The sequence below is a fragment of the Candidatus Thiothrix putei genome, assembly GCA_029972225.1.
Lineage (GTDB): Bacteria > Pseudomonadota > Gammaproteobacteria > Thiotrichales > Thiotrichaceae > Thiothrix > Thiothrix putei.
In genome coordinates, this window is sequence record CP124756.1 from 4,212,041 (window position 1) to 4,236,768 (window position 24,728).

Sequence of the window (24,728 nt, forward strand, 5' to 3'; positions counted from 1 at the left end):
TCATTTTGCAACCTCTCATGAGCAACACAAGCGTGATATGCCGCTGGATGCGTGGTTGATTAGGGAGTTTGCGCTCTACTCAACGCTTTGGCAGAGCCAAGCAGAATTGGAGCAAACCGCCCGCGATATTATCGCCAGTGTTGAGCGCAATAATGCTGAAAAAATTTCTTTACATGAGCATCTGGACAAGGGCAAGAGCCGCGAAAGCTGGTTGGCGAAACGTATCGAACAGGGTGCAACTGCTGAGGGTGTCACCAATGTCGGGGCGTATGCGGCAGAGATTGATCAAGCAATGGGTCAAGCTAATCAAGACATGCATGACACCATCATGACCCAAAGCGGCAATGTCAACCGATGCCTGAATCTGGATGGGTTTATTGCCGAGCAACACCATGTTGACACGTTCAATTTAGAAGCAGCCGCTCAGGGTAGTGGCTATCGGGCTAGAGTACTTACGCCAGACGGCACAACCTACAGCAAAAACTCGATGGACATCGGTATCTATGATGCCAATGGCAAGCTAGTGAAACGTTATCAAGCTAAGTACGGGCAAGATGCGGATAGTACCGAAGCCTTGTTTGACAAAGGTAATTACCGTGGGCAGCGTAAACTAGTACCCGCTGATCAGGTTGATCAAGTGGATAACGCCACCGATGTGATTGAAGTAGACGGCATCAAGTCTAAACCGCTCACTAAAGCCGAAGCTAAAGACCTGCAAGCTAAAGCACAATTAGAAGCCGAAGCCAAACAATACGATTGGAACGATGCTAATCGCATTACGATTGCCCAAAATATTGGTAAGCAAGCCCTTATCGGTGCCGCTCTAACTACTAGTATGCAGGGGACACGAATTTTGGGGCGGCGTACTTGGAACTGGATAACCAGCAAGAAAAATCCACCCGCGAGTGAAGATATGCGAGAGTTTTTTGAAAGCTCTTTAAAAAGTGCGAGTAATGTTGGGGCACAGGTGGCTGTCTCTGGGGCGCTGGTTGTCGCCGTCAAAAACGGCTGGATCAGCGGATTATTAAAAAACACTCCGGCTGGGAAAATTGTCAACATTGCTTATGTGGGCATGGAAAATGCTAAGATTATCTATAAATATGCTAAAGGTGAGGTCAGTGGGAAAGAAGCGCTTGATTCAATGGGGGGCACTACGGTCAGTGTCATAGGTAGTTTAGCGGGGGCAACGAAGGGCAGCGTTTTAGGCGGAACGATAGGTACGGTATTCGGACCAGTTGGTACAGTTGTTGGTGGTTTAGTCGGGGGTGTCGTCGGCGGTATAGCTGGTAGCAAGATCGGGCAATCTGCATATCAAGCTGGAAAAATCATTGTAAAAACAGCAGTAAGTGAGACCAAGCGTATTTCTAATCCTACGTTGTCAAGCTCTTACGACCAGCGCCTAAGCCGATCTCGGAATAAATGCAGAATTGGGGGGAAGCAACAAAAAATAGCACAACGTTCGACCCAATTAGCGAATCGCTAAATGAGCGACTTGCAAAATCCGACAAACTGAGTTGCTCAATTTTCAGCATTGACCGAACGCCGCATATTCAGCCGATTTTTTACTCAATTTGACCAACGAAACCTGAGCTTTTTCAGTTTTACCGTAACTTTTGCTAAATTTCACCCATACCGATGCGACTGCTCCTGTTTTTCAGTCAGTCTTCCCGTGTTTTTTCAAACCCAGTCGCTTTATAACAAGACACGCATCAGTTGATCAGCACTCAACACCAAAATCCCAAACATCAAGTGGCTGTAAACTTTTTGCGCACCTTGCACCCACACATTCCGACCACCAAATTCATCCTTCAGGCGGGCATTGGTTCGTTCTACGGTGCTGCGAATTTTGTAACGCTCGGCATCAGCAGGTTCAAACGCTTCTTTCTGTCCGCCGCGAGGATTGTGATCAATCAGAGGGACATGCCCCAGATGACGGCTGTATTCGTGCAAATCAGCACTGCAATAGGCTGCATCCATCAGGTCGTAGAGACTGGTGACACGTTGGGCACTGATTTGAGAGAGTGGGATGGCTGCCCCGCTGTCGTGAAACGAGGCGGAAGACAGAATGGCTGCTATCGGGACACCACAATCGGCGGTATCGATATGCAGTTTGTAGCCGTTCCAACTGTGCTTGTAGCCTTGGGCATTCTTCTTCGTCCCCCGGTTACACTGAACCGGTATCTCATCGAGTGCTTGCTGAAGTGACTGTTCCCGTTGGCGCTGAATCCGTGTTTGCCCTTGTTTTTTCTTTGGCTTTTCCTCGGCAACAGGCCGTTCACGTGCCTCAATGGCTGTTGAATCCCGACACAGGTGGCCGATCAGCGCATCGCCCAAATACGTTTTCACCAACGTTTCATGCACACGTTCCGCTAAACGCTGTTCAGCAAATTCAGCGAAGGCACGTGAAAAGGTGGATTCGGAAGGCAGTTTCTTGGTCAGGGGAAACCCGCAGATGCGTCGCAGGGAGCGATCGTTTTGCAGCCGGTCAATGAGTGCTCGCGTATTGACAATATTGAGCACGCTTTTGGCGACAAAAGCATTGGCAAACCAAGATCGCTCCGTCGCTGGCCGTCCAGACCCATCACGAAAAGAGCGCACAAAATCTTCAATGCGCGTCAGCTCCAGTACGTGAATGAGTTTTTCAAGCTTGGGGGTCAATGTGCCAAAGGCATCATTGAAGCAAGGTAGTATTTCAATTTGCAGCAAACGGGTGTGAACAAAAGTGCGGTAAACCTCATGCCGCCTCAGCGGTGTTTCGCCAATAATGCTTCCATTGCTGGTTTCCCCGCATGACCCTCAACGCCAACATATCCGCCGCATTATCACTTTTCCACCATGCCCCCGATTTTTTTAAGCGTTGCTGGATGATGTAACGGTGTGCACTTTCTATTTCGCCCGACCCCACGGGCAATCCGAGGGATTTTGCTGTCGGGTAATCCAGTTGCTCAATGCGGTTGCTCAGGTAACGGTGACAAGCTCGTACTGGGGCGTTACTGTCTTCTACCGTTTCTGCTTCGAGGAAAGGTTTCAGTGTGTCGATGACCGCTTGAGCTTGACCATCCTGTAGGGCTTTTTTCTGTTTGGCAAACCATTTATCCTTGTCCTTGAGGCATGAACAGCTTGCGGATGCTGCTGATAGGTATTCACAAACATGATAAAAATCAATCAGGTAATGTCCTTGTGTGCCAAATTGTTCATCCACTTGACGGTTGATCCAGCTTGCCCCATCACCCACCGCATGGAGGAACGTGCTTTTTCCAAATCCAGCACGGCAGGCGGTGTCGAATAAGATTTTTCCAGCATCTTCTACCGTGCCACCGAATATTGCGCCAAACGTTGGCGTAGCACTGCCTTTGGCGTGGGCAAGACACAGGCGGGCTTCTTTCCAGCTTTCCTTTTTGCCTTTGCGCTTGTCGGGGGCTGTTTCGTCAATCTCGACGATGGGGATCATGCTGCCGTCCATTTCGGCAATGACATAGGCTTTTCCCAACGTGCTTGGATAGTCTTTTATCAACACTTGGGATTCATGGATGCGTTTGGCGTGACCTTCGGTGATGTGTCGGATGCTGCTGGATGCCAGCCGTATCCCGTAATGTTCTTCTAATTTATCAGGCACTTGAGCAAATGAACAGTCCGCCCCAAAGTCCGTCACCGCCCGTTGCAGCGGGAGCGAACAGCCTCGGCAAACAACCTCGGCACTCTGGCTAAAGGGGCGGACACGCTTGCCGGGAATCCGGTAGACCGGTTCGCTTATGTGGATTTTTCCGTAGGTCGTGTGCCAATGACAGTTTTTTTTCCACTCTTTACATACTTCCCAATGCCTTCTTCACAGGCTGGGGCTGTGCATTTTTCTACACGTTTGTTTGCCCATGCAGTGATCGCATCATTTCCCATTTGGCGCAGTTCTTCTATCACCCGCTGTTCGGCGTCTGCTGCTTTGATAATGTCATCACCGGCATTTTCAACCACCTCGATTAGCCCTTCCATCCGAGCTTTTAATGCGGGGTTGCGGTTCAAGGCTTCTAAAAGTTTTTGGTCGCGGGAGCTAACTGTCAACATGGGAAAGTCCTTTTTCTCTGGTTTTAGGGGATGCCATCTTAGTCTACAGGACACCGCACTTTTGTTCACACCCGCATCCGTGCTATGCCGACGGTGCTGCTGTTCCGTGACGGGGAATGCGTGGAACGTTTTACGGGGGCAAAACTGCCGCATAGCATCCAGTACATCCTGACGAAACACGGGATTCATGAACCGAAGGCTATGCAAAGCTGAGTTGCCACAGACTACACTGGCGTTATTTCCCTGGGCAGGGGGCAAATTCGCAATGTGGGCCGCCCCGGCCTACCGCACTGCCATCCGGGCAGAGTTTGGCTTCCATAGTACACATGACCTGATCATCGGCAGTCAGATCAGTCTTGGCATTGGCTTTGATGGTGGCAACATCGGCAGCACTGAGTGAACGGCGGCTGGTTTCGGTATTGGCAATGCCACCGTAGACCACTGCAATGTCACCGGCACTGAGTTGCTGGTCGGCATTCTGATCCAGCACGTTGACCGTGAATGGGCTGCTGGGGGTTAGCCCTAACAGGGTGCGTAGGTTGGTTTGCTGGGTGGCGTTCAGCGTTAGGCTTTGCGGTGTCACCGGCGGCGTGGCGACGCAGGCGCTGAGTGATAAGGCAGCAAACAGTGTGGCAGTGAGCAGTTTCATGGGGTTTTCCTCGCGTGACGGTGGGTTATACCTGTTTGACCTGTTGGTGGCGGAGTGGTTGCAGCAAGGATGTAAACTTCCAATGCCTGCAAGTCTTGCTTGAACAGGTACCAAATCAACTAGCATGATATCCCTTGGAGTGTTGGTCGCTGGTAACGCCTACTTTAAGGGATTTCATGCTGCTGGGGGATCAGGAGAACTTACGACTGTTGAGTGATTGTAGAATAAACGTTATAGCCTGTACCATTCCACCAATGGACACTACCGCGCAGGACATTAACCCATGACCCCAGCCATCAACCTTGCCAAAAAAGCCAACATCGTCTTCAAAGTACACGAATACACCCACGACCCGGATAATGCCGCCTACGGTCTGGAAGCCGCCGAAAAACTCGGCCTGCCCCCCACGCAAGTTTTCAAAACGCTGGTCGTCAGTCTGGATGGCAAGGAACTCGCCGTCGGCATCCTCCCCGTGGCGGCGATGCTCAGCATGAAGCACATCGCCAAAGCCGCCCACGCCAAAAAAGCCGACATGGCAGACAAAGCACTGGTTGCCCGCACCACCGGCTACGTACTCGGTGGGGTCAGCCCGCTGGGGCAAAAAAAGCTGCTAAAAACCTTCATAGACGCATCTGCCCTGCAATTTCCCACCATCTACGTCAGTGCCGGGCGGCGTGGGCTAGAAATCGAACTTGCCCCACAGGATTTGCAACACCTGACCCGTGCGGTGTTCACGCCTTTGATGCAAACAGAGCAGTAATCCTGCCAAAAGCCGCATTCATTACCCACTATCAAGGAAGCCCCATGCCAACCATCAGTAGCCTGCACCTTTACCCAGTCAAATCCCTCCAGGGCATGACCTTGGATGAAGCCACCCTCACCACCCAAGGGCTGGCCTTTGACCGGCAGTGGATGCTGGTAGATGCCGAAGGAAAATTTGTCACTCAGCGGCAAATCCCACGGCTGGCCAGCATCGGCGTGCGCCTGACATCCGATCATTTAGTGCTGGAACACGCCGGGTTGCCAGCGTTGTCGATTGCGCTGGAACCGATTCCAGCCAAGCGCTGCGAGGTGCTGGTGTGGCGCGACACCTGTATCGGCTGCGAAGAAGGCGACGCGGCTTCCCGCTGGTTGACGCAAGCGGTGGGGCAATGGCAAGGCGCAGACTTGCGGCTGGTGCGTTTCGCTCCCGAAGGCGTGCGCCCGGTTGACCCGGTGTATATGGATGGCGACAGCGCGGATACGGCGTTTTCCGACGGCTACCCGTTCCTGATCGTGTCGGAAGCCTCGCTGGACGCGCTGAATGCACAACTGCTGGCGAACGGCGCGGATGCGGTGCCGATGGCACGTTTCCGCCCCAATATCGTCCTCAACGGCATGAGCGCGTTTGAGGAAAATGACTGTAAAACCCTTACCTCCGCCGACTCCAGCTATGCTTTCACCCTCCGCAAACCTTGCCAGCGCTGTAAAACGACGACCGTTGATCAGCGTACCGGGGTGATTGCGAATCCGAAAGAGCCGTTGCGCACCTTAACAGCGATGAACCCTTACCCGCATTTGACCGGGGCGTATTTTGGGCAAAATGCCACGCTGATAGCGGGCAGCGGCAGGCTGATCAAGGTCGGGGATCAGCTCGACACGTAACTTTCCTTATTGCCTGCACCATTCCTGCAAACGTTTGTCATATTCTGTACCTCAATCAACAACAGAGGGACACAGAGTGAAACGTGCGCTAACGCGGATCATACGGGGAACAGCCCTAACGCTAGTGTTGGGGCTGGTGACGGAGGCGAATCCGCTATGAATATCCAACTTTCCCCCAAAATCCTGCTATTCCTGCTGGCAATCGCGCTGCCGGGTGGGGTGTTATTGTTGCTGTTTCCGCTGGTGAATAGCGTGAAAGCTAGAATCCGGTTGACTCGCTAAACATGATGGCAATGAAACTGGTGCTCCTCCCCGGTCTTGATGGCACGGGCTTGTTGTTCCAACCGCTGCTGGAACAGTTGGGTCATGCTTGTAGCGTGCAAATCATTCGCTACCCACCCGACCAATGCCAATCGGTGCAAATCTTGGCGGCAAAAGTGCGCGAACAAGTGGCTTTCGATACGGATACCGTGTTGCTGGCAGAATCGTTTTCCGGCTTGGTTGCGATGGAATTGCTGCGGCAAGGCATCGCACTACACAGCGTTATTTTCTGCGCGTCGTTTGCCAGTGCGCCACGCCCGTGGTTGCTGCAACTTGCCACAGTTTTGCCGTTGGAAACACTGTTCCGCTTGCCGTTACCTGATTTTCTGCTGCGAGGGTTGGGGTTGAATGCGCGGCTGGTTGCACTCATTCGGCAAGTACGGACACAAGTTTCGCCTGCTGTATTTGCCTACCGCTTGCGCTTGATTGCGGCGGCACAGCATCAGCCGCAGGAACAGTGCTGGGAAATGCCTTGTTACTACCTGCGAGCAGCGGATGATTGGGCAGTGCCGGAGCGATGTGCGGAAGACTTACGGCGGCACTTTACCAAGGTGGACATTATCCGTATTGCGCAGTCGGGGCATTTTTTGCTGCAAAGCCAGCCTGATGCTTGTGCTGCCGTTCTAAACCGTTTGATTATCCACTAAAAATCCACTGTATTTCCTCAGCCTCTGCAAAACCACTGCACGTCTGCACCGGATAATCCTCGCCATCTAAACCACTGACGAGGCGTATAGAGCGATGGATTTTTCAGCCGAAAACGGTTGGCGCGAACGCTTAATGCGCTGGCTGGTGCAAATACTGCATGGCTTGTATCGTTGCGCTAACTATCGCCATGCAACAGCTTGGGATGTAACGCTTGAAGATTTGCAGCAGCTACCCGCCGCAAGCACGGGGCGAGCATTGGCGGCATTCTTACAGCAGCACGGTTTCGCGCTAATGCCCAAGTTTGAAAGCCATGATTTGTTTCATGTGTTACTCGGTTACGGCGTGACGGTGGTTGATGAGGTGCGGATGCAATGTTGTCTGGCAGGCAGCGGGCGACGTACTGCACCGACGTTGGTGGTGATTGCGGTCGGTTGGATGTTTTACCCGGAATACGGCAGGGATTTTTGGCGGCATTATCAGCGCGGCAAAGGTATGGTGAATTTTTCGGGTTGGGATTTTAAAGCGCTGTTGCTTGAACCGATGGCGGTTTCGCAGGCTCGAATACACAATCCATGCTCATAACGATGATAGAGAAATCACGATGAAACACCACGCTAAATACTTGCTTCTTACCAGTACTGGATAATTCTTACCACACTAAGAGGAATAAACAACATGAAATACTTCACTGTGACAAATGGGAAAATATTTTTTCTAGTCATGGGGGCTGTGTGCCTGCTAGCGTTTCAATTCATCGGGGGGACTGTAGATGCCGAGGGCGTGCTGCATGAGCCGTTTGCCTTGCTGCCACTAGGCTACCTCTTTTTGCTAATCGGGGTAGTGCTGGGCTTGTTTGGCTTGCTCCGCGCTGCATTCCGGTGGAAAGGCTTGGGTTCATGAGGCGGGCATTGGGATTACAGGTACATTTTAACCTGCGGATGTTGATCGCTGCCATTGCCTTGTTTGCAATCGAGGTGATTATCGCCACTAAACTCAACGACTATCACTTTATCCGTGCTTATTTCGGCGATTTTCTGGTGGTGATGTTGGTGTATTGCGCGGTGAAGGCCTTCTGGAATGTGGAGGCAACACGGCTGGCAATCGGTGTATTTGCCTTCGCCGTGGCGGTGGAATTGGCGCAATTGTTCCGTGTGGCGGATGTACTGCAATTGACCGGCTGGGCGCGGGTGGTGGTGGGGACGAGTTTTAGTTTTCACGATGTGCTGATGTATGCAGCGGGGTGTTTCGTCGTCTGGTGGGTGGATCGCTTGAACCGATAGCGGCTTTGCAGACTCGAATACAAAATCCATGCTTATAACATTGACGGAGGAATCACTATGAAACGCCACGAAAAACACTTACTGCTCTGGCTGTGCCTGCTGGGGCTGAATGCCTGCGCCACACCGCACCCAGAATGTGAGAAGGCAGATGCATTCGGGCATTGCCAGCAGTGGAAAGGGGTTGAGCCGAGTTGCGCCAAACCGGACTTTCTGGGCTTTTGCCCACCGAGTCGGTGATTATGGAAACATTACTGGTTTTACTTTTTGTACTGATTTTGGCAGCAATAGGTTCAAATCATTTCATTGTTAATTTTATTGTATTTCCTCGGCATTGCCGCCATCTGGCTCGACAGCGCAACCACCGGCTATGAACAATCGGAATACGCAAATGAATAATATGGCGCAGCCTACTGCCTCGATATTTGTTATCCCTCCCCATTTCCTGACCATCCGTTACAACGGCGCACACTACCCCGGTTCGCCGAACACCAACGGGCTGGAAGGCGGAGCCAATTGTCAGCAATTTGCCTACGAACTCCTACGCCATAACAGCTTCAGCGTCCCAGATTTACGTTCCCGCGAATTGTGGGAAGACACAACCCATACTTACCGGGTCACGGAATTGACGTGGGGCGATTTGCTGTTGTGGAACAAAACACCCGATCCTTACGGGGCACACGTTGGGGTGTATATCGGCGATGGGCAGGCTATCCACCTTGCCAAAGACAACGGCTACCCGGTGATGGAGCGGCTGGAAAATATTGCGCAACATCCTGCGTATCGTGTATTTATCGGCGCAAAACGCGCCATGCTTCATGGAGGAAATTAAGCCTATGGAGCAAGCCATGAAACACCTCACCCACCTACTGGTTTTCCTCACCCTGACAGCCCTAACCCAGCTCGGCGGTATTATTTTGTGGCTGAGTTTGCCCGTGTTACGCCTGATCCGTCGCCCATCACGCTGGCAGCAAACAGGGCTACGCGGCGCGGCATTCCTGCTGATTTACGCCCTGTCGGTCTTCAGCTTCGTACCCACGCTGGCGCAATGGAATGGCAGAGTGCCACTGCCGTGCTTTGCCAGCGATGCCGCCCCGCTGCAAGCTGCCAATGTTGGTTATTGCCTGCTGATGCGCAATTACGTCACACCCGCCACCCAAACCCGCTTACTCACGGTAGCACGGCAATTTCGGAAGGTTCACCCCGATAGCACGGTGCGTTATTTGGATGCTAACTTTCCGTTTTTGAACGGTTTTCCCTTGCTGCCGCATTTGAGCCACAACGATGGACGTAAAGTGGATCTGGCGTTTTTTTACCAGCGCAAAGACACCCACGAACCGTTAAATACCTCACCCTCATGGCTGGGGTACTGGTGTTACGAACAGCCACAACACCCGAAAGAAGCGGCGTGTTTAGGCAAATCCAGCTATTTACGTTGGGATTTCGACTGGTTGCAATCACGCTATGCGGCGTATGAAATGGATGCAGTGCGTACCCGTACCCTGTTGCAATTGCTGGCGGCGGATGCGCAAAAAGTGTTGTTAGAACCGCATTTACAAGCGCGGCTAGGCGTTCAGGCTGCCAACGTCAAATTTCAAGGTTGCCGTGCAGCGCGGCACGATGACCATGTTCATGCACAATGGTCATCAGCAAAGTAGCAACGCGCCATGTGGATGGCACATGATGTAGGCATTGCCGCCGTATCCTCGCCCACGCCGACCAGCATGTACCGCTCGCTGGCAACGCAATTACCGTTTCTGGCGCGGGAGGTGTATTTTATTCATCACTTCGCGCTGACCGGGATGTGACTTAGAAGCGTAGAAACTTTAGCGATCAGCGCACCAGAGACAACGCCTTGAATGCCGGATGCCCAACTACCAGCAAATGCTTGCCCCAAATCTTTGCTTTCACCGTAACGGTGTAACGATTCGGTGGCTCAAACACATAATCACCTTTATCAGACAATTGTTCAGGGGGCAGTATGCACGGGTAAATTTTCCCTTTCTGCTCACCTAACACTTCCGCTCCCTTATTTAGGCAGCTATTGGGCTGGATAGTACGCTCAAGAAAAATCCTGCCTTGCAACGGCTCATCTGTTTCAGGATGCACCAAATCCATAACATCAAGATAGCTGTGCAGAACGTGCTTGTAACCGCCCCTGTTCTGGTACAGCTCATAAGTGACGGCAGCCTGATAATGAGTCTGAACCCTCAATGACACCAGTGGAAGCGACTGGATATACCAGCCCACAGCAAAAAACACCGAACCGGTAGTAAACTCCCGGTAGAGCAACCCAACGGATAGGCAGAAAACGATGCTACACCTCCCCACTCTCACTACCGCACGCTTGCAGTTACGCCCCTTTGTGCTCGCGGATGCCGAACAAATACACGCCCTTGCCAGCGATTACGCAATCGCCCGCTTCACCTCCAACATCCCGCACCCGTATGAAGAAGGCTATGCGGAACGCTGGATTGCAACCCATGCCCACCAGTTTTACACCAACCAACACGTCACCCTCGCCATAACTGATCCCGCCAACGACACTATCCTTGGCACGGTTAGCCTCGGCACACACCGCACCAACAAACGCGCTGAACTCGGTTACTGGGTCGGCGTGCCTTACTGGGGCAAGGGTTATTGCACGGAAGCAGCGCAAGCCCTCATCCGCTACGGCTTTGAGGTGCTGGATTTACACAAAATCGTCGCACGGCATTTCGTCAGCAATCCCGCTTCTGGGCGAGTCATGCAAAAAATGGGGATGCAGCACGAAGCGATCTTGCGCGAAGAAATTCTCAAGGATGGCGTGTATCACGATATGGCGGTGTATGGGCTGATTAACCCCGCGCATTCCCAGCAACATGTTCCTTAAAAAAACCACCGATCATAAATGCAACTTGAATAATTCCACCTATAATAAAAGCTCAACAATACAAGGACAGTTAACAATGCCAACAATACAACGCACCTTTGCGACCCTGCTCGTTGCAGCTAGCCTGCTGACCGCCTGCACCAGCACCCCGACCCAGCCCGACACAAAACCCGCCAGCAAAACCATCATCACCAGCACCGCCAAGCCCACTACTTGCGCCATCCTCAACGGCTACACCGCGCAAGACGAACTCATGCTGGAGCCACCCGTGTATTACGCTGTCATCTCCAAAGACTTGGCGAGCGCGGAATGCCTGCTGAAAATGGGCAAAGACCCCAACAAACCGGATGGTATCGGCACAACCCCGTTACTCGCCGCCATCGACCAAGGCAATACCAACATGGTCAGCCTGCTGCTCAAACACGGCGCAGATGCCAACCATCTCAAAGATTGGCAACGCCCGCTGGATGTTGCCCGTAAAAAAGGCAACCCCACCATCATCAAGCTGCTGGAACAGGCAGGTGCAACCTCAGAAAACGACCGCACCCAACGCGCCTACAACGAAGCGGCAACCTTTGAACGCGCCAGCAATCAAGCCCTATTCGACGCAGAACAAGAATACCAGCGTGAACAACAACTACGTGGTCAATGAAAAAAGGGCAGCTCAATAATAAATTCCGCCCCCTGTGCAGCATCCCCCAGCCGGATCCTACCGCCATACGCTTTAAGGATAGAAGCCACGATTTCCAGCCCCAAACCCGTTCCCCCCTTGGTACGCTTAGTGGTGAAAAAGGGGGTAAATATTTTGTCACGATTAGCCGGGGAAATGCCCTCGCCATTGTCATGTAGCCGCAAACATAACGTGTCACCTGTACCACCGGTATACACATCCATGCGACTCGCACCGTGCTGCAAGCTGTTATCGAACAGGTTGATAACGATGGTTTCTAAGGCATCGGGGGCAATCGCCAGTGGGGTATTCAACAAGGTATGGTGGATCTGTACCAACAACCCCCGCTCTCGATAACGGTTGCTCAATGCCTTGAACAGAGCAGGCAGGGTACTGGTTTCTTTGCGAGTCTCCAATGCATCCGCACGCGCCAATTCCAACAGACGGTTGACCAGTTGTTTAAGACGCTGCGTATCGGCCAACAGGTTTTGGATGAATTTTTCACGGCGTTCTGGCGGCATAGTTTCCATGTGATCGTGCAGCAACTCCAAAGCGCCTTGCATCGCCGTCAGGGGGGTTTTGAATTCGTGTGACACATGGGTGGCAAAGCGGCGAATATAATCGGAACGTTCCGCTAAGGCGTGCGACATTCCCGCAAAACTTTCTGACAATTGCGCCACCTCCTTAGTGACCGGGTTTTGGATGGGTTCCACTTCACGTTGCTCACCTTGACGTACCCGTTCCGTTTGCTTCAACAGTTCACGGATGGGGCGCGAAATGGTGGAAGACACCAATAAAATCAGTAAAACCGCCAATACCAACAAGCTAAGGGTCGCTAAAAAAACTATCCCCTTATTGGCATACAGGTGTTTGATAATGTTAGTTGGGGTACGCGAGAGCAGCAGAACCCCCTGCAACCTCTCATTTTCAATAATCGGAAAGGCGGTAAACACCCGAATTTGGCTACCCCGACTGATAGAATACAACGGTGGCGGTGGTTCGTCAGAAATGCGTTGGCGAATCAGGCTCGCGTATTTGCCTTGTAAGGCTTGTTTCACCTCTGCAACATGCGCCAGTGACAACCCCACCTCTTCGCGCCCGGCAATGACCGTGCCATTGGCATCCAAAAGACGAATACCAGAGAGTGTCACTTGCTGCGTATCACGCAAAATCTGATTCATTTTTTCGCCAATTTTACGCGCCAGAGGGTCAACAGCCTGAGTGCTGGGACGAGCTTCGGGGCGAGGCGGTGCAATAGGCGCAATCAAGTCAACACTCGGCGTTACGGGCGTATAGAAAGTATCATTGCTAGGCTGTTCTTCGGTATAAGGCGGGTCTGGCAGTGTCAGTGAATGAGAAAATTGAATGTAACCGTAATGGTTTTCATGCTGCTGTTCACGCACTAATTGCCGAAAGGTAGCAGCTAATGCGGCAGATTGTGAAATCAGTTCCAGCTCAGTTTGTTGTACCAATTCATTTTCGTAAATACGGAAAAAATATAATCCACCCAGTGGCAATGCTAACACCGCTAACATCACCAAGAGCAAAATACTCCGTAACCTGAATAAGGTTTTGCGTGGCAGAGGCAAACGAGCATTTATTGGCATGTGGCAAGTTTATAACCCACTCCGTGTACGGTTTCAATCACATTATCACACCCAACATCGGCAAATTTCTGACGTATGTGACGGATATGGCTGTCGATGGTACGATCACTCACATACACATTGCCATCGTAGGCATTGCCCATGATGCTATCGCGACTAAATACACGGGTTGGCTGACGGGCAAACAGTTGCAACATAGCAAACTCAGTGGCGGTTAGGCTTAAGGATGCTCCACCCCAACTGGCAGTATGCTGCTCTGGTTGAATACTGAGTTTACCGTAACGGATGCTGCTGCCATGCTCTGGTTCAGTCACGGATTTGCTGTGCTGTTGTGTACGCTTCAGGATGACATTAATCCGCGCCACTAATTCGCGCGGGCTAAAAGGCTTGGTAACGTAATCATCCCCACCAATCTCTAACCCTAGAATCCGATCAATCTCATCATCACGGGAGGAAAGGAATAAAATTGGCACATCCGAAAACTTGCGGATCTCGCGACACACTTCCAAGCCATCCAGCTCCGGCATATTAATGTCGAGCACCAGCAAATCACTGGGATACTGGCGGAAAGTATCCAAGGCTTGACGCCCGTCTTCGGCTTGAGTGACTTGCATCCCCGCTTTTTCCAGCGCAAAGCTAATCACGTCGCGGATGTGGGGATCGTCGTCGGCAATGAGGATATGTTTATTCATACAGCTAGTGTAGCAAAAAATAGAAAACCCCAAACGGCGGGTGTCGTACCGCCGATCGGGATCCAGGAGTCTCAGGGTTGCTAAAACCCCGCCGGGAAAACTGGTCGTAAGCAAAGATTATTGTTGTCATCGCCAGTACCCGTTCGGTGAGTAGTGTCAGGAATGTATGCTACGGGGAGAATGTGCAGGCTTTATCCTGATAATGTGGAGATACATCGGAAATAATTTGCAAATTGTGTGCAGAAGTACTTCTGCTGGTGAATCCTCAGCGCTGCCATCATAGAAAAATCATGGATTTCTGCAATTCACGCTTGAAATTCCCCTTACTCCATGCTCCAAGATGCATTACAATCGCCCCCTTATCCGCAGTTCCTGCGTTTCTTCTTTGAGATTTGGACAAATGACTGACTTAACACTTTACCGGAATATCGGCATTTTCGCCCACGTTGACGCGGGCAAAACCACCACCACCGAACGTATCCTCAAGCTCACTGGCAAAATCCATAAACTGGGTGAAGTGCATGACGGTGCAGCGACCACTGACTTCATGGTTCAAGAGCAAGAACGCGGGATTACCATCCAGTCTGCTGCGACCACGTGTTTCTGGAAAGGTCATCGCTTCAACGTTATCGACACCCCAGGGCACGTTGACTTCACCATCGAAGTTTATCGCTCACTGAAAGTTCTCGATGGCGGCATCGGCGTATTCTGTGGTTCCGGTGGTGTTGAACCTCAATCAGAAACCAACTGGCGCTATGCGAACGACTCCAAAGTTGCGCGTATTATTTACATCAACAAACTCGACCGTATCGGCGCTGACTACTACCGCGTTGTCAAACAGGTAGAAAATGTCTTGGGCGCACGCCCAATGCCAATGACGCTGCCTATCGGTATCGAAGACAACTTCATCGGCGTGGTTGACCTGCTGACCCGTAAAGCATGGGTATGGGATAACTCTGGCGATCCAATGAACTACACCATTCAAGACGTTCCTGCCGATATGGAAGGTTTGGTAGAAGAATGGCGTGAAAAGTTGATCGAAATGGCGGTCGAACAAGATGACGACATGATGGAAATGTACCTCGGTGGCGAAGAGCCAGCGTTGGAAGACATCAAACGTTGCATCCGCAAAGGCACAATCAACTTGGACTTTTTCCCAACTTTTGCTGGTTCTTCCTTCAAAAACAAGGGTGTGCAATTGGTGCTGGACGGCGTAGTTGATTACCTGCCAAACCCAATGGAAGTTAAGCCACAGCCTGAAACTGACTTGGAAGGCAATCCGACTGGCGAATTCGCTATCGTGGATGCTAACCGCCCATTACGTGCCTTGGCGTTCAAAATCATGGACGACAAATACGGCGCGTTGACCTTTACCCGTATCTATTCCGGTACAATGAAGACGGGTGATACCATCCTCAACACCTTCACCGGCAAAACCGAACGGGTAGGCCGCATGGTGGAAATGCACGCTGACGACGCAAACGCGATTGATTTCGCACAAGCGGGCGACATCATTGCATTGGTTGGTCTGAAAAACGTGCAGACTGGTCATACCCTGTGTGATCCGAAAGCACCTGCTACGCTTGAACCAATGGTATTCCCAGAGCCGGTTATCTCTTTGGCAATTTCACCAAAGAACAAAGCAGGCGCGGAAAAAATGGGTGTGGCTCTCAATAAGATGGTCAAAGAAGACCCTTCTTTCCGCGTTGAAACCGACCAAGAAACCGGTGAAACCATCCTCAAAGGCATGGGCGAGCTGCACTTGGACATCAAAGTCGACATCTTGCTGCGTACTCACGGTGTGGAAGTTAACATCGGTAAACCACAGGTTGCTTACCGCGAATCCATCACGCAACGCATCGAAGACAGCTACACGCATAAGAAGCAGTCCGGTGGTTCTGGTCAATACGGTAAAATCGACTACACCATCGAACCCAACGAAGTGGGTGCAGGTTACGCGTTTGAATCCGTGGTTGTCGGTGGTTCTGTACCACGCGAGTTCTGGCCTGCAATCGACAAAGGCTTCAAGGAAAGCATGGTAAAAGGCCCATTGGCTGGCTACCCTGTGGTTGACGTGAAAGTAACCTTGCGCGAAGGTGGTTTCCACGCGGTTGACTCCTCCGCCATCGCGTTTGAAATTGCGGCGAAAGGCGGCTACCGCCAAACCATGCCGAAAGCTGGCCCGCAAATCCTTGAGCCGATCATGAAAGTTGACGTATTCGCACCAGACTCTCACGTCGGTGACGTGATCGGTGACTTGAACCGTCGCCGTGCGATGATCAAATCTCAAGATACCGCGCCTATCGGTGCGCGTATCAAGGCTGACGTACCGTTGTCTGAGATGTTTGGTTACATCGGTGACCTGCGCACCATGACTTCCGGTCGCGGTCAGTTCTCAATGGAATTCTCACACTACGCGGCTTGCCCGAAATCGGTTTCCGATCAGGTTATCAAAGAAGCGCAAGAACGTAAGAAAGCGTTGGAAGCTGAAAAGTAAGAAGTCCTAAAGGACGAAGAAAAAGCCCCGCTGGGTAACTGGCGGGGCTTTTTTTGTTATAGCAGAAAAACCCATTAACACTATAAAAATAAATTATGAATAATTTTAATCTATTAAATTCGGGTTTCGTAATAAAAACTATGATTTTTGTAAGGGATTTGTAAGTCAGCCTGAGCATAATACATACAAGAAGAATAACAATTAAGCAAGAGAGGCTGTTGAGGGCAGCCTTAAGAGTGGCAAGTCGAGGGCTGATCTCATGTGTCCAGAAAGCATCGTATGGGCTGATTTACGTTTTAACCGCAATGCACCCAGTAACCGTCGCCTGATCCCCAGTGGCTGGCGGGTTGAAAAGGTGGAAACCCCTGATTATGTTAGCAATGTGACGGCGCGTGAGTCGCCGGGGTTGCTGGTGTTTGAATTCGACCGCCCAGACATTCCTTCCCTATCCAGCCTGAGCAGTATCCGGCGGCGGTTTGCGGCTATCCCGGTGCTGATGCTTACCGAATACCATTCGGAGGCGCTGGCAATCTGGGCATTGCGCAACCATGTGTCAAATTATCTGGTGGTTCCCATCTCCCAGCATGAACTGGTGGGGAGTGTGGAAGAGGCCATGACCGCCTCTAATACACAAGGGGGGAACCCGATCCCGAATGAATTGCGGTTTCGCTCGATTGCTTGCCACAAAACGGCGGCGGCAGTGAGTTATGTGAAATCGCATTATCACGAAGCGGTGCGGGAAGAGACACTGGCAGAGGTTTGCAACATGGGTGTCAGTGCTTTCAGCCGGATTTTCAGAAAGGAGCAAGGGAAGACCTTCCGGGATTATCTACTGGATTACCGGATTGGCAAGGCGTGTGAATTGCTGCGCACGCCGGGGGTGAATGTGACGGATGTGGCGTTTACGGTAGGGTTTAATGATGGGTCGCATTTTTCGCGGACGTTTAAGCGGCTGGTGGGGCAGACACCTTCGGGGTTTCAGCAAGGAAATTGACAGATAAGCTAATCTGAGAATATTAACCATCTTTTTATTAGTATGGAGTAGATGATATGAATGCCGACCCATTTTCTGAAACTGTGTTTTCTTATGTCGTGACCAAGCTCCTGCAAGAGCATATGGACAACTTGGGTGATAGTGAACCATCCGATTTTTACCGTAAAGTGATGGACTTGGTGGAACCTCCAATGCTTTTGAGCATGATGCGTTACACGCATGGCAATCAGCAAAGGGCAGCCGACTGTCTTGGGATAAATAAGACTACGCTGCGTACCAAGTTGAAACGTCATGGCTTGATGCAGCCAACAGTGTAAATGGGAAGTGCCTTGGACACCAGGGCAATCGCTTGAAAGTTCAGGGCAATCGCTTGAAAGTTTGGTTGCAAAACATGCATAAATAAGGTTTTCCCGAAAGGACAAAACCGATGCCGAACTTGCCGTCCAGCGCTATCAGCCGCCTACTGGAACAGTTGTCAGTTTTAGAAGACCCACGCCAGCAAGCCAAAGTTCTCTACCCCCTACCTGAAATCCTATTGCTGGGTTTGGCAGGCAGCTTAGCAGGGGCAGACGATGTGGTGGAAATGGTGCGCTGGGCAAAGCTAAACGCGGATTTCCTGCGCCGCTATTATCCCTATGCACGGGGCTTTCCCAGCCATGACACGGTGAGTGACGTGTTCAACGCGCTGAATGCTAAGCTGTTTTCGGAACTGTTTATCCGTTGGACAAACAGCCTGTCCGCAGGGGAGGCTGACCTATTGAACATTGACGGCAAAACCTCACGGCGCAGTGGTGGCAACGGGCAGAACCCTCTGCACCTGGTGTCAGCGTGGGCAAACCAGCAAAATCTAGTGCTGGGGCAGGAAGCCACCGACCAGAAATCCAATGAAATCACTGCCATCCCCGCCTTGCTACGCAAGCTCGACATTGAAGGCTGCTTGATCACCATTGATGCGATGGGGACACAAAAGGCCATCGCCAAGCAAATCGTGGAAGCAGGCGGTGATTACCTACTGGCAGTCAAAGACAATCAGAAAACGTTAGCAGAAGACATCGCCCTGTTTTTCGAAAAGCCGCCTGCCGGTTATGTGCTGGATGAAGACACCCAGGTGGAAAAAGACCACGGGCGGCTCGAAACCCGCCGTTGCCGCATTTGCACCGATGTTGCTTGGTTGGAACAACGGCAGGAATGGGCAGGACTTGCCAGCATCATCTGTATCGAGTCCTGGGTCGAAAAAGCAGGAAAATCCACCTATTCCATCCGCCACTACATCTGTTCACTGGCGATGATCGCCAAGGCCGCACAATATGCCGTCCGCTCCCACTGGGCAATCGAAAACAAGTTGCATTGGGTGCTGGATGTCCTGATGCGGGAAGATTTGGCGAGAAACCGTAGCAACCATGGCGCACATAATCTCGCCATCCTGCGCCACATGGGTACTAACCTGCTGCGCAATGACAAAACCAACAAACATAGCCTCAAAGTCCGTCGTAAACAGGCAGGGTGGTCAACTGACTATCTGGCACAACTGCTGGAGCAAGTCATGTAAGTAAGGCGATTATTCAAGCGATTGCCCTGCTTGAAAGTTTGGTTGCAAAACATGCATAAATAAGGTTTTTCCCGAAAGGACAAAACCGATGCCGAACTTGCCGTCCAGCGCTATCAGCCGCCTACTGGAACAGTTGTCAGTTTTAGAAGACCCACGCCAGCAAGCCAAAGTTCTCTACCCCCTACCTGAAATCCTATTGCTGGGTTTGGCAGGCAGCTTAGCAGGGGCAGACGATGTGGTGGAAATGGTGCGCTGGGCAAAGCTAAACGCGGATTTCCTGCGCCGCTATTATCCCTATGCACGGGGCTTTCCCAGCCATGACACGGTGAGTGACGTGTTCAACGCGCTGAATGCTAAGCTGTTTTCGGAACTGTTTATCCGTTGGACAAACAGCCTGTCCGCAGGGGAGGCTGACCTATTGAACATTGACGGCAAAACCTCACGGCGCAGTGGTGGCAACGGGCAGAACCCTCTGCACCTGGTGTCAGCGTGGGCAAACCAGCAAAATCTAGTGCTGGGGCAGGAAGCCACCGACCAGAAATCCAATGAAATCACTGCCATCCCCGCCTTGCTACGCAAGCTCGACATTGAAGGCTGCTTGATCACCATTGATGCGATGGGGACACAAAAGGCCATCGCCAAGCAAATCGTGGAAGCAGGCGGTGATTACCTACTGGCAGTCAAAGACAATCAGAAAACGTTAGCAGAAGACATCGCCCTGTTTTTCGAAAAGCCGCCTGCCGGTTATGTGCTGGATGAAGACACCCAGGTGGAAAAAGACCACGGGCGGCTCGAAACCCGCCGTTGCCGCATTTGCACCGATGTTGCTTGGTTGGAACAACGGCAGGAATGGGCAGGACTTGCCAGCATCATCTGTATCGAGTCCTGGGTCGAAAAAGCAGGAAAATCCACCTATTCCATCCGCCACTACATCTGTTCACTGGCGATGATCGCCAAGGCCGCACAATATGCCGTCCGCTCCCACTGGGCAATCGAAAACAAGTTGCATTGGGTGCTGGATGTCCTGATGCGGGAAGATTTGGCGAGAAACCGTAGCAACCATGGCGCACATAATCTCGCCATCCTGCGCCACATGGGTACTAACCTGCTGCGCAATGACAAAACCAACAAACATAGCCTCAAAGTCCGTCGTAAACAGGCAGGGTGGTCAACTGACTATCTGGCACAACTGCTGGAGCAAGTCATGTAAGTAAGGCGATTATTCAAGCGATTGCCCTGCGCGCCTGGTGGATTTGAGTGACGTGAACCAAGCAATGTGACACAATAAAAAACAATGTGACACAAAGAGGAATGTTTGCATGGAAATGTCGATCCGCGAAATGCGCCAACAACTGACCCAACTCCAAGGCGTCTTGGAAAAAACGCCTGAAATCATCATTACGCGGCATGGCAAACCGTTAGCGCGGTTAGTACCCATGACAAAACCACGCCAACGCCCCGATCACGCCAAACTACGGGCACTGCAACCACGGCTGCGCATCGCCAGTGAAACCCTGATCCGTGCTGACCGGGATGAGCGATGAAAACCTATCTGGACACCAGCGCACTGGCAAAATGGTATTTGAATGAGCAGGAATCAGAACGCTTCGCCGCGTGGATGATTGAACAGGACGATACCCATATCAGCACCCTGACAGTGACAGAATTACGTTGCTTGTTGGCACGGCGTGAACGTACCAAAGAACTCGGTGAAGCATCAGCACAGCAAATTTTTGCCACGTTTGAGCGGGATATTGAGCAAGGTTTCCTCATTTTACACGAGGTTGGCAACGACGACTTGATTGCCGCCCGCCAATTGATTGATCGAGTTGGTAATATTCCCCTGCGCACCTTAGATGCCATGCACCTCGCCATTGCCGAATGCAACGACATGGAAAGCATGGCGAGTGCCGATAAAGTGATGCTGGATGCAGCGGATTACTTGGGTATGCTCACCGTTTCGTTTGTACCTGTACGCCTTTAACCTGTAAAGCAAACAAGAGACCTCATGGCCATTAAAAAATCCGCGCTCTATTCCTCCCTGTGGGCTTCGTGCGATGAATTGCGCGGTGGCATGGACGCCAGCCAATACAAGGATTACGTGCTGTTCATGCTGTTCATCAAATACATCTCGGATAAATACGCGGATTCGGATGATTTTGCCCCACCCGTGACCATTCCAGCGGGGGCAAGTTTTGCGGACATGATCCAGCTCAAGGGCAAAAGCGATATTGGCGACAAGATCAATAAGCAGATTATCCAGCCCTTGGTGGCTAGCAATGCCCGTCTTGCCCGCAGTGACTTTCCCGACTTTGATGACCCCAACAAGCTGGGCGAAGGGGCGGCGAAAGTGGAACGCCTCACTAACCTGATCAGCATTTTCCAAAAGCCCGAACTCGATTTTTCCAAAAACCGCGCCGATCACGATGACATTCTTGGCGATGCGTATGAATACAATCCGCCGTTTTCTGACAAAACGTGGAGTACCGGGCTGAACCCCAGCAACGACCCTTACCAACGCTTTGCCTGGGGCGAACCACCCGCCAAACAAGGCGATTACGCTTACCTGTTGCACATCATCCGCTCGATGAAACCCAACGGCAAAGCCGCGTGCATCCTCCCGCATGGCGTGCTGTTCCGGGGCAATGCCGAAAGCGTTATCCGCCAGCAACTGGTGCGTTCCGGCTATTTGAAAGGCATTATCGGGCTACCCGCCAACCTGTTTTATGGCACGGGCATCCCCGCCTGCATTCTGGTACTCGACAAGGCAAACGCCACCGCCCGCAAAGGCATTTTCATGATCGACGCGGCGAAAGGCTTCATCAAGGACGGCGATAAAAACCGCCTGCGCGAACAAGACATCCACCGCATCGTTGACACCTTTACCAAGCAAACCGACACGCCCTGTTATGCCCGCATGGTGGCGTTTGACGAAATCAGCGACCCGAAAAACGCTTACAACCTCAACCTGCCGCGCTACATCGACAGCACCGAGCCGGAAGATACCCAAGACATCACTGCCCACCTGTGCGGCGGCATTCCTGATCCAGACATCCACGCCATGACTGCCTATTGGCACGTGCTGCCGACCCTGCGGGCGGCCTTGTTCACCTCCACGGGGCAAGCAGGTTATGCCCAACTGACCTTGCCGATTGCACAAGTCAAACCCTTCATCTTGAACCATGCCGAATTCACCGCCTTCAAAACCACGGTGACACGCAGTTTTGACGCATGGCGGACAGACAACACCCCGCACTTGCAAGCCTTTGGCAAAGACGCACACCCCAAAGCCCTGATCGACACCCTCGCCGAAGCGTTGTTGAATGCGTTTAAAGCCGCGCCCTTGCTGGATGCTTACGACGTGTACCAACACCTGATGGATTACTGGGCGGAAACCATGCAGGACGATGCCTACCTGATTGCTGCCGATGGCTGGGTAGCCACCCCGCAACGCATTATCGACACCGACAAAAAAGGCAAAACCAAAGACAAAGGCTGGGCGTGTGACCTCATCCCCAAAGCGTACATCGTGGCGCGTTACTTTGCCGCGCAACAAGCCGCACTGGAAGCCTTGCAAACCCAACTGGAAAGCGTCACCGCGAACTTAAGCGAGTTGGAAGAAGAACACAGCGGCGAAGATGCCGCGTTTTCCGGCTTCGAGAAAATCAACGCCGCCGCCATCAAAGACCGCCTCAAAGAATTAAAAGCCGAACAAGGCGACTGGAAAGTGGCGGAAGAAGCCGTGCTGAACCAATGGCTAAAATTGAGCGGACAAGAAGCCACCCTGAAAAAATCCATCAAGGAAGCCGATGCCGCACTGGATAAACTCGCCTATGAGAAATACCCCGAACTGAGCGTGACGGAAATCCAGACCTTGGTGATTGATGACAAATGGATGGCAGCCCTGACCATCACCGTGCAAGGCGAACTCGATCGCGTCTCGCAAACCCTCACCACCCGCATCCGCGAACTCGCCGAACGCTACGCCACGCCGTTACCGCAACTGGTGGAAGAGGTCGCCCCCCTCTCTGCCCGTGTTGACGAACACCTCAAGCGCATGGGATTTCAACTATGAAAGACACAAACATGAAAAATTTTTCCGCACAACTGTTGCAGGCAGCAAAAGCTAACCCCGCGATACTCCTTGAAATGGTCAACGGGTCGGCAGTCATTGCCTCCCTCAGGCAGCGGGGTATCAAACCACTCAAAGACTTTGATTACACCGATGAAACTATCCGTGCCGACAACATGGATCAACTCTCTGCTGAAGAATACGACACACATGATCGCATTTATGCCCTGATTAACACGCCGTCGTCTTCCACAGATAAATTGGAACATGCATTGGCAACCCTGTACGCACTGCGCGACAAATATCCAGACGTGCCGTCCCTCTACAATTTCACTGCCGTTACCCTGGCGCGTTTGGGCCGAAAAGAAGAAACCCATGCCGCCCTGCTGGAAACACACCAGCGTTTTCCCGATTACCTTTTTGGCAAAATCAGTCTGGCTGAACATTACCTGCGCCAAGGACAACCCGAAAAAGTCCCGGACATACTGAACCATCAGTTCGATCTGACACAGCACTTTCCTCCCGACGTTGACCTGTTCCACATCTCGGAAGCCATTGGATTTTACAGCATTGTGGGGATGTATCACGCTGCCACCGGGGATGCAGCGCAAGCGCTGGTCTGTTATTCCATCGTCCGCAACCTGAACCCCGACCATGCTGGCGCACAGGCACTGGCAAGATACATTTTAGTGACTGACCTTGACCCAGCCATCAAACATCAGAACCATCTTGCGGATTTCGTGGGAAACGATGAAACCCCATCACCCGGCCTACTGGTTGACGATGCCGAAGAAGCTACTAACCTCACAGCAGCCATGCAGGCATACCTGCCCATCGTTATGACCCCGACCAAAAACCTTGTGCATTACCACAACCCCAACATGAAAAAGATTAAGCCCAATGAAAAACTGAAAGTGACCGAGGTCAGCTATGTGGGCGATGAAGGCGGGATCGCTTGCCACATACAACGTGCCAAGGTTGAAGAACTCCTAGTGGTTTCGCTGACCCATCTCATGCCGGACAAGAAGCACCCGCTATACAAAGCCATTAGGCACTACCAATTACGCAGGATCAAATCCCTGGCAAACCAGCAGACACACCGTACCGGCGGCAGGGGCGAATAATGGCACAACGGTTGGGGAATGCGGTGGATGACGTAGGGGCGAATAATTATTTG

At 51.9% G+C, this 24,728-nt stretch carries 29 protein-coding genes and 1 pseudogene; 24 read left to right on the forward strand and 6 right to left on the reverse strand.

Annotated elements, in window-relative coordinates; genetic code table 11:
• Positions 1-37 precede the first annotated feature (37 nt).
• Positions 38-1,483: a hypothetical protein gene (locus QJT81_21605; GenBank protein WGZ94340.1), complete on the forward strand. Its 1,446-nt coding sequence runs from the start codon at positions 38-40 to the stop codon at positions 1,481-1,483.
• A 209-nt stretch (positions 1,484-1,692) separates the two neighbouring features.
• On the opposite strand, the gene QJT81_21610 is transcribed toward QJT81_21605, so the two are convergent.
• Complete coding sequence (locus QJT81_21610) at positions 1,693-2,748, reverse strand: transposase (GenBank protein WGZ96525.1); 1,056 nt, start codon at positions 2,746-2,748, stop codon at positions 1,693-1,695.
• A pseudogene (locus QJT81_21615) lies at positions 2,735-4,059 on the reverse strand (UPF0236 family protein). Before QJT81_21615 ends, QJT81_21610 begins: the two are co-directional and overlap by 14 nt.
• An 84-nt stretch (positions 4,060-4,143) precedes the next feature.
• On the opposite strand from QJT81_21615, the gene QJT81_21620 reads away from it, so the two are divergent.
• On the forward strand, positions 4,144-4,272 hold the full coding sequence (locus tag QJT81_21620; GenBank protein WGZ94341.1) for a hypothetical protein: 129 nt from the start codon (positions 4,144-4,146) through the stop codon (positions 4,270-4,272).
• A gap of 22 nt (positions 4,273-4,294) precedes the next feature.
• Here the strand turns inward: QJT81_21620 and QJT81_21625 are convergent, their stop codons facing one another.
• Positions 4,295-4,708 carry a hypothetical protein gene (locus tag QJT81_21625; GenBank protein ID WGZ94342.1) on the reverse strand — a complete coding sequence of 138 codons (414 nt, stop codon included), beginning with the start codon at positions 4,706-4,708 and terminating at the stop codon, positions 4,295-4,297.
• Between the two features lie 283 nt (positions 4,709-4,991).
• On the opposite strand from QJT81_21625, the gene ybaK reads away from it, so the two are divergent.
• The 11 genes from ybaK to QJT81_21680 all read left to right on the forward strand — a co-directional run bounded on the left by ybaK (position 4,992) and on the right by QJT81_21680 (position 10,406).
• Positions 4,992-5,468 carry a Cys-tRNA(Pro) deacylase gene (gene ybaK / locus QJT81_21630; GenBank protein ID WGZ94343.1) on the forward strand — a complete coding sequence of 159 codons (477 nt, stop codon included), beginning with the start codon at positions 4,992-4,994 and terminating at the stop codon, positions 5,466-5,468.
• A gap of 44 nt (positions 5,469-5,512) precedes the next feature.
• Positions 5,513-6,352, forward strand: coding sequence for an MOSC N-terminal beta barrel domain-containing protein (locus tag QJT81_21635; GenBank protein WGZ94344.1), 840 nt, complete (start codon positions 5,513-5,515; stop codon positions 6,350-6,352).
• Between the two features lie 156 nt (positions 6,353-6,508).
• A complete protein-coding gene (locus QJT81_21640; protein ID WGZ94345.1) occupies positions 6,509-6,634 on the forward strand; it encodes a hypothetical protein in 126 nt (41 codons plus the stop codon).
• Between the two features lie 2 nt (positions 6,635-6,636).
• A complete protein-coding gene (locus tag QJT81_21645; GenBank protein ID WGZ94346.1) occupies positions 6,637-7,320 on the forward strand; it encodes an alpha/beta hydrolase in 684 nt (227 codons plus the stop codon).
• 94 nt (positions 7,321-7,414) lie between these two features.
• Positions 7,415-7,903: a hypothetical protein gene (locus tag QJT81_21650; protein WGZ94347.1), complete on the forward strand. Its 489-nt coding sequence runs from the start codon at positions 7,415-7,417 to the stop codon at positions 7,901-7,903.
• Between the two features lie 93 nt (positions 7,904-7,996).
• The gene (locus QJT81_21655) at positions 7,997-8,221 is read left to right on the forward strand and encodes a DUF3955 domain-containing protein (GenBank protein WGZ94348.1); all 225 of its coding nucleotides are present in this window, start codon (positions 7,997-7,999) and stop codon (positions 8,219-8,221) included.
• Positions 8,218-8,601: a DUF2809 domain-containing protein gene (locus QJT81_21660; protein ID WGZ94349.1), complete on the forward strand. Its 384-nt coding sequence runs from the start codon at positions 8,218-8,220 to the stop codon at positions 8,599-8,601. The genes QJT81_21655 and QJT81_21660 overlap by 4 nt, the downstream gene beginning before the upstream one ends.
• Before the next feature lie 57 nt (positions 8,602-8,658).
• Positions 8,659-8,838, forward strand: a complete 180-nt coding sequence (locus QJT81_21665; GenBank protein ID WGZ94350.1) for a hypothetical protein — start codon at positions 8,659-8,661, stop codon at positions 8,836-8,838.
• A gap of 151 nt (positions 8,839-8,989) precedes the next feature.
• On the forward strand, positions 8,990-9,430 hold the full coding sequence (locus tag QJT81_21670) for an NlpC/P60 family protein (protein WGZ94351.1): 441 nt from the start codon (positions 8,990-8,992) through the stop codon (positions 9,428-9,430).
• Positions 9,431-9,446: 16 nt separating this feature from the next.
• The gene (locus QJT81_21675) at positions 9,447-10,256 is read left to right on the forward strand and encodes a hypothetical protein (protein WGZ94352.1); all 810 of its coding nucleotides are present in this window, start codon (positions 9,447-9,449) and stop codon (positions 10,254-10,256) included.
• 9 nt (positions 10,257-10,265) lie between these two features.
• Positions 10,266-10,406, forward strand: coding sequence for a hypothetical protein (locus tag QJT81_21680; GenBank protein WGZ94353.1), 141 nt, complete (start codon positions 10,266-10,268; stop codon positions 10,404-10,406).
• Between the two features lie 25 nt (positions 10,407-10,431).
• Here the strand turns inward: QJT81_21680 and QJT81_21685 are convergent, their stop codons facing one another.
• A complete protein-coding gene (locus QJT81_21685) occupies positions 10,432-10,848 on the reverse strand; it encodes a hypothetical protein (protein ID WGZ94354.1) in 417 nt (138 codons plus the stop codon).
• Between the two features lie 64 nt (positions 10,849-10,912).
• On the opposite strand from QJT81_21685, the gene QJT81_21690 reads away from it, so the two are divergent.
• Both QJT81_21690 and QJT81_21695 read left to right on the forward strand, forming a co-directional pair.
• Positions 10,913-11,470, forward strand: coding sequence for a GNAT family N-acetyltransferase (locus QJT81_21690; GenBank protein ID WGZ94355.1), 558 nt, complete (start codon positions 10,913-10,915; stop codon positions 11,468-11,470).
• A 76-nt stretch (positions 11,471-11,546) separates the two neighbouring features.
• Positions 11,547-12,122: an ankyrin repeat domain-containing protein gene (locus QJT81_21695; protein WGZ94356.1), complete on the forward strand. Its 576-nt coding sequence runs from the start codon at positions 11,547-11,549 to the stop codon at positions 12,120-12,122.
• On the opposite strand, the gene QJT81_21700 is transcribed toward QJT81_21695, so the two are convergent.
• Together QJT81_21700 and QJT81_21705 are read right to left on the reverse strand one after the other, a co-directional pair.
• Positions 12,116-13,747, reverse strand: coding sequence for a HAMP domain-containing sensor histidine kinase (locus QJT81_21700; GenBank protein ID WGZ94357.1), 1,632 nt, complete (start codon positions 13,745-13,747; stop codon positions 12,116-12,118). The two genes, QJT81_21695 and QJT81_21700, sit on opposite strands and share 7 nt — an antisense overlap.
• Positions 13,738-14,439 (reverse strand): response regulator transcription factor, encoded by a 702-nt coding sequence (locus QJT81_21705; GenBank protein WGZ94358.1) that lies wholly within the window; start codon positions 14,437-14,439, stop codon positions 13,738-13,740. Before QJT81_21705 ends, QJT81_21700 begins: the two co-directional genes overlap by 10 nt.
• 400 nt (positions 14,440-14,839) lie before the next feature.
• Between QJT81_21705 and fusA the strand changes: the two genes are divergently transcribed.
• From fusA to QJT81_21750, 9 genes are all read left to right on the forward strand, one after another.
• The gene (fusA, locus tag QJT81_21710) at positions 14,840-16,936 is read left to right on the forward strand and encodes an elongation factor G (GenBank protein WGZ94359.1); all 2,097 of its coding nucleotides are present in this window, start codon (positions 14,840-14,842) and stop codon (positions 16,934-16,936) included.
• A 259-nt stretch (positions 16,937-17,195) separates the two neighbouring features.
• Positions 17,196-17,930: a DNA-binding response regulator gene (locus QJT81_21715; protein ID WGZ94360.1), complete on the forward strand. Its 735-nt coding sequence runs from the start codon at positions 17,196-17,198 to the stop codon at positions 17,928-17,930.
• A 56-nt stretch (positions 17,931-17,986) separates the two neighbouring features.
• Entirely contained in the window at positions 17,987-18,247 is a 261-nt protein-coding gene (locus QJT81_21720; GenBank protein ID WGZ94361.1) for a helix-turn-helix domain-containing protein, read from the forward strand.
• A gap of 110 nt (positions 18,248-18,357) precedes the next feature.
• Positions 18,358-19,479 carry an ISAs1 family transposase gene (locus QJT81_21725; protein ID WGZ94362.1) on the forward strand — a complete coding sequence of 374 codons (1,122 nt, stop codon included), beginning with the start codon at positions 18,358-18,360 and terminating at the stop codon, positions 19,477-19,479.
• Between the two features lie 88 nt (positions 19,480-19,567).
• Positions 19,568-20,689: an ISAs1 family transposase gene (locus tag QJT81_21730; protein WGZ94363.1), complete on the forward strand. Its 1,122-nt coding sequence runs from the start codon at positions 19,568-19,570 to the stop codon at positions 20,687-20,689.
• A gap of 109 nt (positions 20,690-20,798) precedes the next feature.
• Positions 20,799-21,023, forward strand: coding sequence for a type II toxin-antitoxin system prevent-host-death family antitoxin (locus QJT81_21735; protein WGZ94364.1), 225 nt, complete (start codon positions 20,799-20,801; stop codon positions 21,021-21,023).
• Positions 21,020-21,463, forward strand: a complete 444-nt coding sequence (locus QJT81_21740; GenBank protein ID WGZ94365.1) for a type II toxin-antitoxin system VapC family toxin — start codon at positions 21,020-21,022, stop codon at positions 21,461-21,463. The genes QJT81_21735 and QJT81_21740 overlap by 4 nt, the downstream gene beginning before the upstream one ends.
• Positions 21,464-21,487: 24 nt before the next feature.
• Complete coding sequence (locus QJT81_21745) at positions 21,488-23,554, forward strand: N-6 DNA methylase (GenBank protein ID WGZ94366.1); 2,067 nt, start codon at positions 21,488-21,490, stop codon at positions 23,552-23,554.
• A gap of 11 nt (positions 23,555-23,565) precedes the next feature.
• Positions 23,566-24,675, forward strand: coding sequence for a hypothetical protein (locus QJT81_21750; GenBank protein WGZ94367.1), 1,110 nt, complete (start codon positions 23,566-23,568; stop codon positions 24,673-24,675).
• Positions 24,676-24,728 lie beyond the last annotated feature (53 nt).